This window comes from Micromonospora sp. CPCC 205539, from assembly GCF_036906815.1.
Lineage (GTDB): Bacteria > Actinomycetota > Actinomycetes > Mycobacteriales > Micromonosporaceae > Micromonospora.
In genome coordinates, this window is record NZ_JBAKHW010000012.1 from 182,674 (window position 1) to 194,516 (window position 11,843).

Annotated in this window: 12 protein-coding genes; 8 read left to right on the top strand and 4 right to left on the bottom strand. The window is 71.6% G+C overall.

Annotation, left to right across the window (positions count from 1 at the left end):
- Positions 1–51 precede the first annotated feature (51 nt).
- Together ligD (V6V47_RS13505) and ligD (V6V47_RS13510) are read right to left on the bottom strand one after the other, a co-directional pair.
- Positions 52–969 (bottom strand): non-homologous end-joining DNA ligase, encoded by a 918-nt coding sequence (gene ligD / locus V6V47_RS13505; RefSeq protein ID WP_334628524.1) that lies wholly within the window; start codon positions 967–969, stop codon positions 52–54.
- Positions 959–1,900, bottom strand: coding sequence for a non-homologous end-joining DNA ligase (gene ligD / locus V6V47_RS13510; protein WP_334628525.1), 942 nt, complete (start codon positions 1,898–1,900; stop codon positions 959–961). The genes ligD (V6V47_RS13505) and ligD (V6V47_RS13510) overlap by 11 nt, the downstream gene beginning before the upstream one ends.
- Before the next feature lie 85 nt (positions 1,901–1,985).
- Here ligD (V6V47_RS13510) and ku point away from each other — a divergent pair, with 85 nt between their 5' ends.
- The 6 genes from ku to V6V47_RS13540 all read left to right on the top strand — a co-directional run bounded on the left by ku (position 1,986) and on the right by V6V47_RS13540 (position 7,370).
- Positions 1,986–3,017, top strand: coding sequence for a non-homologous end joining protein Ku (gene ku, locus V6V47_RS13515; protein WP_334628526.1), 1,032 nt, complete (start codon positions 1,986–1,988; stop codon positions 3,015–3,017).
- Positions 3,018–3,091: 74 nt separating this feature from the next.
- Positions 3,092–3,727 carry a DUF4241 domain-containing protein gene (locus tag V6V47_RS13520; RefSeq protein ID WP_334628527.1) on the top strand — a complete coding sequence of 212 codons (636 nt, stop codon included), beginning with the start codon at positions 3,092–3,094 and terminating at the stop codon, positions 3,725–3,727.
- Between the two features lie 100 nt (positions 3,728–3,827).
- Positions 3,828–4,541, top strand: a complete 714-nt coding sequence (locus V6V47_RS13525) for an FKBP-type peptidyl-prolyl cis-trans isomerase (protein WP_334628528.1) — start codon at positions 3,828–3,830, stop codon at positions 4,539–4,541.
- Positions 4,542–4,732: 191 nt separating this feature from the next.
- Positions 4,733–5,557 carry an SCO6745 family protein gene (locus V6V47_RS13530; protein ID WP_334628540.1) on the top strand — a complete coding sequence of 275 codons (825 nt, stop codon included), beginning with the start codon at positions 4,733–4,735 and terminating at the stop codon, positions 5,555–5,557.
- Between the two features lie 32 nt (positions 5,558–5,589).
- Positions 5,590–6,234, top strand: a complete 645-nt coding sequence (locus V6V47_RS13535; protein ID WP_334628529.1) for an HAD family hydrolase — start codon at positions 5,590–5,592, stop codon at positions 6,232–6,234.
- A 125-nt stretch (positions 6,235–6,359) separates the two neighbouring features.
- On the top strand, positions 6,360–7,370 hold the full coding sequence (locus tag V6V47_RS13540; protein ID WP_334628530.1) for an NADPH:quinone reductase: 1,011 nt from the start codon (positions 6,360–6,362) through the stop codon (positions 7,368–7,370).
- 178 nt (positions 7,371–7,548) lie between these two features.
- Here V6V47_RS13540 and V6V47_RS13545 read toward each other — a convergent pair whose 3' ends face one another.
- On the bottom strand, positions 7,549–9,198 hold the full coding sequence (locus V6V47_RS13545) for a fatty acid--CoA ligase (RefSeq protein WP_334628531.1): 1,650 nt from the start codon (positions 9,196–9,198) through the stop codon (positions 7,549–7,551).
- A 56-nt stretch (positions 9,199–9,254) separates the two neighbouring features.
- Between V6V47_RS13545 and V6V47_RS13550 the strand changes: the two genes are divergently transcribed.
- Positions 9,255–9,746: an NUDIX domain-containing protein gene (locus V6V47_RS13550; protein ID WP_334628532.1), complete on the top strand. Its 492-nt coding sequence runs from the start codon at positions 9,255–9,257 to the stop codon at positions 9,744–9,746.
- Positions 9,747–9,801: 55 nt separating this feature from the next.
- On the opposite strand, the gene V6V47_RS13555 is transcribed toward V6V47_RS13550, so the two are convergent.
- Entirely contained in the window at positions 9,802–10,836 is a 1,035-nt protein-coding gene (locus V6V47_RS13555) for an aldo/keto reductase (RefSeq protein ID WP_334628533.1), read from the bottom strand.
- A 127-nt stretch (positions 10,837–10,963) separates the two neighbouring features.
- Here V6V47_RS13555 and V6V47_RS13560 point away from each other — a divergent pair, with 127 nt between their 5' ends.
- Positions 10,964–11,596 (top strand): TetR/AcrR family transcriptional regulator, encoded by a 633-nt coding sequence (locus V6V47_RS13560; protein ID WP_334628534.1) that lies wholly within the window; start codon positions 10,964–10,966, stop codon positions 11,594–11,596.
- Positions 11,597–11,843 lie beyond the last annotated feature (247 nt).

The window sequence follows — 11,843 nt, forward strand, 5'->3', positions numbered from 1 at the left end:
GCACGTGTGTCCCACCAGGGCCCGCCGGGCCTGCCCTGCCTGCCGGACGGCCTAGTTCTTGGCCGGCAGCTCCGGGCCGCCGTCGAGCAGCGGGGCGAGCAGGTCCCCGTACTCCTCGACCCTCTCCAGCACCTCGGCGGCGGTGAACGGGCGGACGACCGGCCGCCGGCCGCGGGCGCCGGCCTCGACCTCGGCCCAGGTCAGCGGCGTGGACACCGAGGGCACGCGCTCGGCCCGCAGCGAGTACGGCGCCACCGTGGTCTTCGCCGCGTTGTTCTGACTCCAGTCGATGAAGACCTTGCCGGGCCGCAGATTCTTGGCCATCTTCGACAACACCAGCTTCGGGTGCGCCTGCTCCAACTCCTGGGCGATCCGCCGGGCGTAGCCGGAGACGTCGTCGGCGGACTGGTTGCCGGCGATCGGGCAGCAGAGCTGCATGCCCTTCTTGCCGGAGGTCTTCGGGTACGAATCGATGCCGTCCAGGGCGAGCCGGTCGCGCATCAGCACCGCTACCGGGCAACACTCGGCGAGACCGGCCGGCGGGCCAGGGTCCAGGTCCACCACCATCATGTCCGGGTGCGCGCCGACTCTCCACTGCGGCGTGTGCAGCTCCAGTGCGGCCAGGTTGGCCAACCAGACCAGGGTGGGCAGGTCGTCGGCGACCACGTAGTCGAGGGTTTCGCGACCCTTGGTCGATCCGGGTGCGGGCAGCGTCTCCACTCGTACCCAGTCCGGGGTGGCGGCCGGTTTGTTCTTCTCGTAGAACGACTTGTCGTCCACCCCGTTGGGGAACCGGATCCGGGTCACCGGCCGGTCCCGCAGGTGCGGCAGCAGCACCGGTGAGACCCGCGTGTAGTAGTCGATCACCTCGCCCTTGGTGAAGCCGACCCCGGGATAGAGCACCTTGTCGAGGTTGGACAGGTCCAGCGGGCGACCCTCGACGTCCACCCGCAACCGGTCAGTTGGCATCGTCGACCTCCTCCGGCGGCTTGTCCGGGCGTAACCGCAGCACCCGGGGGAACCGCAGCCGCCCGTCGGGGGTGCGTTGGCCGTACTTCACCTCCACCACCACCTCAGGCGTTACCCAGATGGCACTCCGGGCATCCTCGCGCGGCACGCCCGGCGCGAACGGGGACACGCCGGAGCGCAGCGGTTCCAGCTCGGCGAGGAGCTGCCGTTCGATGGCCGCGCCGATTCCGCCGCCGACCCGACCCCGGTAGATCAGTCGACCGTCCGGGCCGGGCACCCCGATCAGCAGCCCGCCGATCCGCCGCGCGCCCGGCCGCCAGCCCCCGATGACGAAGTCGCCGGTCACCTCCAGCTTGACCTTGACCCAGTCCGGCGAACGCACCCCCGGGCGGTAGACGGCACCCACCCGCTTGGCCATCACCCCTTCGAGGCCGTGCTCGCCGGCCGCCTCGTAGGTGGCCGGGCCGTCCGCGAACACCGGCGGCACCGCCCAGCGGGCACCCCCGAGAGCCAGCCGGTCCAGAGCCTCACGGCGCCGCTCGTACGGCCAGCCGGTCAGGTCGTCGCCGTTCAGCCGGAGCAGGTCGAAGATCATGTACGTCACCGGCATGACCGCCGCCAACCGGGCCGCCTTGTTCCGGTCCCGGACGTGCATCCGTTCGGCCAGGGCGGTGAACGAGGGCTGCCCACCCTCACCGAGCAGCACCACCTCGCCGTCGAGCAGCGCGTCGTCGACCTGCTCAGAGAGCGTGGCCAGCTCGGGGTACGCGGCGGTGATCTCCACGCCGGAGCGCGCATAGAGGTGCTGTCCACCGGTGGTGATGTCGGCCAGGGCGCGTACGCCGTCCCATTTGAACTCGTACGCCCAGCCGGCACCCGCCGGGAGCGGCCCGGTCATCGCGAGCATCGGCTTGAGCGGCGCGCCAGGCACGACCCGACTGTAGTAGCAGGCCGAACACCTCGCGTCAGGTTCTTTCGGATGCGAGCATGGTCGATACCGGGGAAGGGAGCGCAGGATGCGGGCCATCTGGAAGGGAGCCGTGTCGTTCGGGCTCGTCTCGATCGGGGTGAAGCTCTACTCGGCGACCGAGGAGAAGGACATCCGGTTCCATCAGGTGCACCGCGAGGACGGTGGCCGGATCCGCTACAAGCGCACCTGCTCGGTCTGCGGCGAGGAGGTCACCTACGACGACATCGCCAAGGGGTACGACATCGGCGGCGGTGAGATGGTGATCCTCACCGATGAGGACTTCGCCGACCTGCCGCTGACCAGTTCGCGGGCGATCGACGTGCTGGAGTTCGTGCCGGCCGAGCAGGTCGACCCGATCCTCTACAACAAGGCGTACTTCCTCGAGCCGGAGGGCGCGGCGACCAAGCCGTACGTGCTGCTGCGCGACGCGCTGATCGACTCGGAGCGGGTGGCCATCGTCAAGGTGGCGCTGCGCCAGCGGGAGCAGCTCGCCACGCTGCGGGTCCGCGAGGGCGTGCTGCTGCTCAACACCATGCTCTGGCCGGACGAGATCCGTACCCCCGATTTCGGCTTCCTCGACGAGGACCTGAAGGTCCGACCCCCGGAGCTGGCGATGGCCAGCTCGTTGATCGACTCGATGACCGGCGAGTTCGAGCCGGACGTGTTCACCGACGACTACCGGGCCGCGTTGCAGGAGGTCATCGACGCGAAGGTGGAGGGTCGGGAGGTCGTCCAGCCGGAGGAGGTCGAGGAGGCGCCGGCTGCGGCGGTCGACCTGATGGCCGCGCTGAAGGCGTCGGTGGAGCGGGCCAAGGCCGCCCGTGGCGAGCAGCCCGCGCGCGGTGGTGGTGGTGGTGGTGGCGAGCCGACACCCATCTCGTCCGCCCGCTCGGCGCAGAAGGCGGCCGAGAAGAAGACGGCCAAGGCGCCCGCGAAGAAGACCACGGCGAAGAAGACGACCGAGAAGAAGACGGCGGAGCCGGCGAAGAAGACCGCCGCCAAGAAGACCCCCGCCAAGAAGGCCGAGCCGGCGAAGAAGCAGGCCGCCCGGAAGACCGCACCCCGCAAGAGCGCCTGACCGTACGGCAGCGCCGGCGGTGTCAGCCGGACCCGATACGCTCCGCCGGCCGTTCGCCTTCGGAGGAGCCCGTCATGCCGTACACCCCTGATCTGGACCGGTTGTTGACGCCCGGCGCTCGCTTCGCGGACGAGCACGGCTCGTATGTGATCGAGACTCACCCGGTGGGCGACGTCGTGCTGCCGACGGGCCGGGTGGTCGGATGTGACCCGCTGGTCACCCCCGAGGCCGAGCCGTTCACGGTCACCGTGCCGTCCGGTCGGTATCCCGCCCGGGCCTGGGTGGCGGTGGTGCTCCGGGAGGACGCCGAGGTGGACCGTCGGGTGGCCGCGCTGGAAATGGTGGTCCTGGACGCGCCAACCGTGCGCTGGGAGCTGGCCGTCGCCGGCGACCAGGACGCCGCCACCCTCGGCGAGGACGACTACTTCGGGTACGGGGTGGACGCCGGTGCCGGCACCCTCGCCGATCCGACGGCGCTCACCATCCTCGAGAGCTGGGACTACGAGCAGGTGGAGCAGGTCTTCATCGGCGAGATGCCCTCGACGCCGGTGCCGGGGCTGATCACCGCAGTGTTGGACGAGGCCACCGGGGCCAACGTGGTCACCGTCAGCACGGGCTGGGGCGACGGCTGCTACGGCACCTGGATCGGGCGTACCGCCGACGGGCAGGTGACGTCGTTCGTGACCGACTTCATGGTGGTCCCGGATTAGCCGCCCTGGATGACGCCACAGTGCGGTTTGACCGGTCCGTGGTAGGCACGGTCGGCGGCCGGGCGGGTACCGTGTGCGTCGGCTTTCCCCCCGGCACCGCGTGCCGGCCACACCTTTGCAGCAGGGAGTCGACGACGTGAGCGAGCGCACGCAGCAGAACCGGTCGGCGGGCCAGGACCAGAGCCCGGCGACCAAGTCGGGGCGGCGACTGGCCGCCCAGTTGGCGGCGAAGCAGGCGGCCGACCGGAGGCGGAAGGTCCAGTCGGCGGCCGGCGCCCTCGTCGGTGTCGTCGTGCTGGCGCTGCTGATCACCGTTGTCGTGGTGGTCAACCGGGGCGACGACGACAAGCCCGCGACCCAGGCCGGTGCCACTCCCTCCGCCTCCGACGTGGCGTCGAATCCCACTGGCGCGCCCCCCGCTCCGCAGCTGCCGGAGGGCTCCGACCCGGCGCTGGGCAGCAAGCCGGCGGTGACGGCGGGCAAGGGCGAGCTGAAGAAGCTCACCGTGACCCCGCTGATCAAGGGCAAGGGCGCGGCGGTCGCCAAGGGCCAGACGATCACCACCAACTACGTGGGTGTCTTCTACAAGGACGGCAAGGAGTTCGACTCGTCCTGGAACGCCGGCCAGCCGGCCACCTTCCCGATCGGTGTCGGCCAGGTCATTCCGGGCTGGGACCAGGGCCTGGTCGGGGTGACCGTGGGCAGCCGCGTGCAGTTGGACATCCCGGGCGAGCTGGCGTACGGCAACGACGCCTCCGGCGGTCGGCCGGCCGGCCCGCTGCGCTTCGTCGTGGACGTGCTCGCCGCCCAGTAAGCCGTCCGGATCGTCCCGGTTGTCTACCGGGCGCGATGGACTTGTTCACATGGGGCTTCCGGCCCGTCACCCACCGGCAGTAGGTTCGGCGTCACCCCGGGCGGCCCGCCGTCCGGGGTGATGACCATCCGGGACGGGACGCGGAGGTGCACGTGACGACGCTGGACGAGCCCGGCCGGACGGCCCGCTTGATGTGGAAGCACTTCGAGCCGGTCCACGCGGTCACCTACTTCCACCCGCGGGCCCGGGCCGCGTACGAGGCCGTTGGGCTGCGCGGCTACTGGCGGGGCTACTTCGCCGGCCGGGCCGCTCCGCTGGGCGCCACCGGTGCAGCCCCGGTGATCTCCGCCTTCTTCACGTTCGCGCCGCCGATGGTGAGCCGGGCGCTGCCGGGGATCTGGCAATTGGCCACCCCGCAGGAGGCGTTGCGCGCCCGGCTGACCGGCGCCGTGCAGGCTCTCGCGGAGCTGACCTACGAGCTGCCCGAGACGCATCTCTCCGAGGCCGCCGATCTGCTCGAGCAGGCCGCCGCGGCGGCGCAGACCGCCGGCCGGGTGCTCGGCGCGGTGAACGCGGCGCTGCCCGTCGGGGAGTACCCGCTGGCCCGGCTCTGGCAGGCCGCCACGACGCTGCGTGAGCACCGGGGTGACGGGCACGTGGCGGCGCTGGTGGCCGCCGGCCTGGACCCGGTGGAGACGCTGGCCTGGCGGGTCGCGGTGGACATGCCGCCGCAGAACCTGTTCGGCCGGGGCTGGTCCGAGGAGCAGTGGCTGGCCGCCCGGGAGCGGCTGGCGCGGCGCGGCTGGCTGACCCCGGATGGGGCGGCCACCGGACACGGCCAGGCTGGGTTCCAGGCGATCGAGGATGCCACCGACCTGGCCGCCGAGCACCCCTGGCGGGCGCTCGGCCCGGACCGCACCGACCGGCTGCGGGAGTTGCTGGAGCCGATGGCCCGCGCCTGCCACACGCTGATCCCGGCCGGCAGCCCGATCGGGCTGCCCGCGCTGCCTGCCTGACCGGGCACCCACCGGTCGGGCAGGATGGGCCCGTGACTGATGCGGTGGTCTTCGACCTGGACGGCGTGATCGTGGATTCCGAGCCGGTCTGGGAGGAGGTCCGGCGGGCGTACGTGGCGACGCACGGCGGGACGTGGCAACCGGACACCCAGCGCCGCCTCATGGGCATGAGCACCGGCGAGTGGGCCCACTACCTCAGCGGCGAGCTGGGCGTGGCGCGCACGCCCGAGCAGGTCGCCGACGAGGTGGTCGAGGAGATGACCCGGCGCTACCGGGCGCACGTTCCGCTGATCGCCGGCGCCGACCTGGTGGTGCGCCGGATGGCCGCGCGGTGGCCGCTGGGGTTGGCCAGCTCGTCGCCGACCCGGCTGATCGCGGCCGCGCTGGCCGCCACGGGCCTGACCGACGCGTTCGCCGCGACCCTGTCCACCGAGGAGACCGAGCGGGGCAAGCCGGCCCCGGACGTGTACCTGAGCGTGGCGCGGAGTCTCGGCGTCGACCCGGCCCACTGCGTGGCGGTGGAGGATTCGTCGAACGGGGTGCGGTCGGCCGCCGCTGCGGGGATGCGGGTGGTGGCGGTGCCGCACGGCTCGTACCCGCTGGATCCGGACGCCGCCCGGCTGGCCGTGGTGACGCTGGGAGCGATCGGCGAGCTGACCCTGGAGACGGTCGCCTGACCGCGCCGCCCCCGTTTCTCCGCTTTCCATGGCTGGTGGGGCCGGCATGACGCGGGCTGAGCCGGGTACCGCACCGAGGGTGCTCGACCCGGGTACCGCGCGCCGGACGGGTGGGGAGACGGCGGATGAAAGCCATCGTGTACGAGCGCAACGGCGACCCTTCGGTGCTGGAGTTGGTCGACCGGCCGGTGCCGGAGCCGGGAGCGGGCGAGGTCCTCGTCCGGATGGCGGTTTCCGGGGTGAACCCGACGGACTGGAAGTCCCGGAGGTCCACGTCGCCATCGGGGTGGCAGATCCCCGGGCAGGACGGCGCGGGGGTGGTGGAGTCGGTCGGCGAGGGGGTGGACCCGGATCTGATCGGCGAGCGGGTCTGGCTCTGGGAGACAGCCCACCAGCGGCCGTGGGGCACCGCGGCGGAGTACACGCTGGTGCCGGTCCGACAGGCGGTCCGCCTCGGTGACGCCCCGTTCGACCTGGGGGCCAGTCTGGGCGTGCCGTTCCTGACCGCGCACCGCTGCCTGACCGCCGGCGAGTTCATGCCGGCCACTCTGCGAGCCGGCGCGCTGGCCGACCACACCGTGCTGGTGCAGGGCGGTGCGGGGGAGGTCGGCAACGCCGCGATCCAGCTCGCTCGGTGGGCCGATGCCACGGTGATCGCCACGGTGAGTAGCGCGGAGAAGGCACAGCTCGCGGCGGCGGCCGGCGCCTCCTACGTGATCAACTATCGGGAACAGGACGTGGTCGAGGAGGTCGGCAAGATCGTCCCCGACGGGGTGCACACGATCGTCGAGGTCGCTCCGGCCCGCAACGCCGAGAAGGACGTACGGATGCTCCGCCACGGCGGCGCGGTCTGCCTGTACGCCGACGAGGGCGGCCCCGACCTGACCGTCCCGCTCTGGCCGCTCTTCGTGTTGAACGCCCGGTTGCAGTTCGTGGAGGTCTACTCGGTGCCGAACGCGGCCAAGGCGCTGGCGGTGAAGGACGTGGCCGCGGCGGCCGCCCAGGGTGTGCTCCGGGTTGGCGCGGCGGCGGGTCTGCCGCTGCACCACCATCCGCTGGCCGAGACGGCTGCGGCGCACCAGGCGGTGGAGAACTCGATGGTGGGCAAGATGTTGATCACCACGAGCGACACCTGATTGGGACGTTGACCACCTGATTTCCCCGTCATCAGGACAGAGGCGAACAATTTTCGCAACAATGACGGTGCGGGTCGCCCCGCGATAGAGCGGGCGGCCCCGGCGCGGTGCGAACGCCGGGGCCGCCCCTGGGGATGAAGGCTCACCCGCCCAGAAGGCGACGGGGCTCAGGAAAACGTTACGGCGCTGCCAGCTCCCGTACGGTGAGCTCACCGTCGGCGTACCGCGAACGGACGACCTTCTTGTCGAACTTTCCGACGCTGGTCTTCGGCACCGTGTCGATGAACGCCCACCGCTCGGGCAACTGCCAGCGGGCCACCGAGCCGGCCAGGAAGTCGCGCAGCTCCTCGGCGGTCACCGAGACGCCCTCCCGGACCACCACGGTCGCCAACGGGCGCTCGTCCCACCGCTCGTCCGGCACGCCCACCACGCACGCCTCCAGCACCGCCGGGTGCGCCATCAGCGCGTTCTCCAGCTCCACCGAGGAGATCCACTCACCGCCGGACTTGATCACGTCCTTGGCGCGGTCCGTCAGCGTCAGGTAGCCGTCCGCGGACAGGGTGCCCACGTCACCCGTACGCAGCCAACCGTCGCGGAACTTCTCCGCGTCCGGGACGTCCTCCCCGACGTACCGTGCGGTCACCCACGGCCCACGGACCTCCAGCTCGCCGACGGCCTTGCCGTCGGCGGGCAGCTGGTCGCCCTCGGCGCCGACGATCCGCGCCCGCACCCCCGCCGGCACCCGGCCCTGCGTGTAGCGGTAGCGCCACGCCTCCTCGCCGGTCGCACCCGCCGGCGGCCGGGAAACCGAACCCAGCGGGGACATCTCGGTCATCCCCCAGGCGTGGATGACGTCGATCCCGTGCCGCTCGTCGAACGCGTGCATCAGCGCCGGCGGGCAGGCCGACCCGCCGACGATCACCTCCTTGAGCGACGAGGTGTCCACCTCGTGGCTGTCCAGGTAGGCCAGGAGGTCGGTCCAGATGGTCGGCACCGCGCCGGCCAGGGTGGGCCGCTCGGCGGCGATCATCTCGGCGATCGGCGCGGCCTGGAGGAACCGGTCCGGCATGATCAGCGACGCGCCGGAGAGGAACGCCGCGTACGGCAGCCCCCACGACATGGCGTGGAACATCGGCACGATGGCCAACTCCCGGTCGGTCGGCGCGAGGCCGAAGCCCTCCGGCATGCAGACCTGCAACGAGTGCAGGTAGATCGACCGGTGCGAGTAGGCCACGCCCTTCGGGTTGCCGGTCGTGCCGGAGGTGTAGCAGAGCGCCGCGGCGTCGTGCTCGTCCACCTCGGGCCAGTCGAAGACCTCGGGCCGGTCGGCGAGCAGCGCGTCCCAGTGGTGCACGGTGATCCGGTCGCCGGCCGCCGCCACCAGCGGCGCCGGATCGCCGCCACCGACCACCACCACGTGTCGCACCGTGGCCAGGTCACCGATCACCTTGGCCAGCAGCGGGATGAGCGTGGTGTCGACCAGCACCACCCGGTCCTCGGCGTGGTTGGCGATGTAGGTGACCTGGTCGGGAAAGAGCCGGATGTTGAGGGTGTGCAGCACCGCGCCCATGCTCGGCACCGCGAAGTAGGCGATCAGGTGCTCGTTGTTGTTCCACATGAAGGTGGCGACCCGCTCGTCGCCGGTCACCCCGCACTCGTCCCGCAGGGCGTGGGCCAGCCGCGCGGCGGCCCGGCCCACCTCCGCGTACGTCATCCGGCGTGGTTCGGCGCCGGTCCAGGTGACCACCTCAGCCGTGCCGTGCACGGTGGCGCCGTGGTCGAGGATCCGGGAGACCTGCAGAGGGGCGTCCATCATCGTGCTACGCATGGGTAACAAGTTAGTGTCGCCGGTCACACGTTGGGAACCCCCGTAAATTGGCGCAGGTGAGCATCTCCTGGGCCGACTCATACGTAGGGCAACTGCGCGCGCTCGCCGGGGACCGAACGCTGATGTTCGTCGGCGCTCGCGCCGTGGTCCGCGACAACGCCGGGCGCTTCCTGCTGATCCAACGCTCGGACAACGGCCAGTGGGCCATGCCGGCCGGCGCGATGGAGCTGGGTGAGTCGATCGCGGACTGCGCGGTGCGGGAGGTCCGCGAGGAGACCGGGCTGCGGGCGCTCCGCGTCTGCGCGTTCGCCCTCTACACGGGCCCGGACCGCACCAGCACCAACATGTACGGCCACACGTACCAGGTCTTCACCACGGCGTTCCGGGTGGAGGAGTGGGACGGCCAGCTGCTCCGGGTCACCGACGAGACCACCGATGCTGGCTTCTTCCCCCGGGATCGGTTCCCCGCGCCGCTCTCCACCTCGGTCACCGAGACCCTGGCCGACCTGGACGTCTTCGAGCAGACCAACCGGCTGATCCTCAAGTAGGTCAGCCCGGTCCGGCGCGAACGCCGGACCGGGCTGACGACTCACTGCGGCAGGCTCACTGCGGCAGGCGGAGCCCAGCGAAGAACCCTTCCTGGATCCAGTTCGGGTACGCGACGGGGAGCTTGGTGGCCTCGTCCAGCTCGGTGAGGTCCTGCTCAGTCAGCGTGAGGTCCGAGGCGGCGATGTTGTCCACCAGCTGCTCGTGCTTGCGGGCACCGACGATCACGCTCGTCACGGCGGGCCGGGAGAGCAGCCAGGCGACCGCCGCCCGGGCCGGGCTGACCCCATGCCGCTCGGCGACGCCCTTGAGAACGTCGACCACCCCGAAGGCGTGCTCCGGGTCAAACGGGGTGAAGCTGGCGTAACCGGGCTGGGCGCTACGCGCGCCGCTGTCGGCGACGGCACCGTCCCGGCTGACCTTGCCGGAGAGGAAACCACCGGCGAGCGGGCTCCACACGGTCAGCCCGACACCCTCGTTGAGCGCCATCGGCACCACGTCGCGCTCCACGTCCCGGCCCAGCAGCGAGTAGTACTCCTGCACCGATACGAAGCCGGCCAGCTTCTCCCGGGCGGAGATGCCCAGCGCCTTGGAGATCTGCCAGGCCGCGAAGTTGGCGGCGCCGATGTAGCGGACCTTGCCCTGCCGGACCGCGTCGTCGAGCGCCCGCAGCATCTCCTCCATCGGAGTGATCTGGTCGAAGTTGTGGATCTGGTACAGGTCGATGTGATCGGTGCCCAGCCGGCGCAGGCTGTCCTCCAGGTTCTGCATGATGTGCAGCCGGGAGGTGCCGACGTCGTTCGGGCCGGGGCCGGTCCGGGAGTGCACCTTCGTCGCCAGCACGACGTCGCGACGCCGCTTGCCGAGCGCCTGGCCGAGCAGTTCCTCGCTCTCGCCGTCGCTGTAGCCGTCGGCGGTGTCGACGAAGTTGACCCCCGCGTCCAGCGCCGTGTCCACCATCCGCTGCACCTCGGGCAGCGCCAGCCCACCGAGGGTGCCCCAGAGCGGGTGCCCGCTGCCACCGAAGGTCATCGCGCCGAGCGAGATCTCCGAGACGTACACCCCGGTGTTGCCCAGCAGTCGGTACTTCACGTGTTGCTCCTCGTGGTGCGGGGGTCGGAGGCCGAGGTCGGACGCTCCCTGGTCACTATGTCGGACACTGTGTCCGGCAACGAGCGTACGTCGCCGGCCCGACCCCCGGCCACCTAGGATTCCGGCTATGCCCTCGATCACCCGCCGCCGCCCTCGCAACCCCGATGAGCGGGCAGCTGTCGAGGCGCGAGTGCTGGCCGCCACCGAGCGGCTGCTCCAGGAGGGCGCCCGCTTCACCGACCTCGGTGTGCAGCGGATCGCCGCCGAGGCCGGAGTGGCGCGATCGACCTTCTACACCCACTTTCGGGACAAGACCGAGCTGCTCATGCGTCTCGCCGGCACCATGCAGGAGACCTCCTTCGACCGGATCCGCGAATGGGAACCGGGCGGCCCCGGCGACCAGCTCGAAATGCTCACCCAGGTCTTCACCGACGTGATCCGGATCTACCGGACGTACGCCCCGGTGCTCACGGCGATCACCGAGGTCGCGGCGTACGACGAGGTGGTACGGGAGTACTGGGCGGCAGGGCTGGAGCAGTTTGTGGCGCGCACCGTGGAAGCGATCCGCGCCGAGCAGGAGGCCGGGCGTACACCGGCGACCCTCGACGCGGAGACCGCGTCCCGGCTGATCGTGTACGGCGGCGACCGGTTCCTCGCCCACCACGCCAGCACGACCCCGGCCGACCCCGACGCCGACGCGACGGCGGCCCGGGAGCTGGCCAGGACCTGGTGGTACGGCGCCTACCGCCGCCCCGCCTGAGTCCGCTCGCCCCGCCGACCCGCCAAGCGCCCGCCGAGCCGCGAGAGCGCCCGACGAGCCGCGAGAGCGCTTGATCGACTCCGGATCGCGGAAGTCGGGGTATCCCCGGCGCTCGGACACCCCGACTTCGCCGATCTCGAGTCGATCAAGCCTGCGCGGCGGGCCGGCCGGCCCGCCCGGCCGGCCGGCCCGCCCGGCCGGCCCGGCTAGGTTAGGCGCCCGGGGCCGCGGCCGTGGGGCCGAACTG

Excerpts from the sequence above, each read along its gene's own strand:
- ku (WP_334628526.1), top strand. The coding sequence starts at position 1,986 with ATGCGGGCCATCTGGAAGGGAGCCGTGTCGTTCGGGCTCGTCTCGATC.
- V6V47_RS13560 (WP_334628534.1), top strand. The coding sequence starts at position 10,964 with ATGCCCTCGATCACCCGCCGCCGCCCTCGCAACCCCGATGAGCGGGCA.
- V6V47_RS13540 (WP_334628530.1), top strand. The coding sequence starts at position 6,360 with ATGAAAGCCATCGTGTACGAGCGCAACGGCGACCCTTCGGTGCTGGAG.
- V6V47_RS13545 (WP_334628531.1), bottom strand. The coding sequence starts at position 9,198 with ATGCGTAGCACGATGATGGACGCCCCTCTGCAGGTCTCCCGGATCCTC.
- V6V47_RS13530 (WP_334628540.1), top strand. The coding sequence starts at position 4,733 with ATGTGGAAGCACTTCGAGCCGGTCCACGCGGTCACCTACTTCCACCCG.
- V6V47_RS13520 (WP_334628527.1), top strand. The coding sequence starts at position 3,092 with ATGCCGTACACCCCTGATCTGGACCGGTTGTTGACGCCCGGCGCTCGC.
- ligD (WP_334628524.1), bottom strand. The coding sequence starts at position 969 with ATGCCAACTGACCGGTTGCGGGTGGACGTCGAGGGTCGCCCGCTGGAC.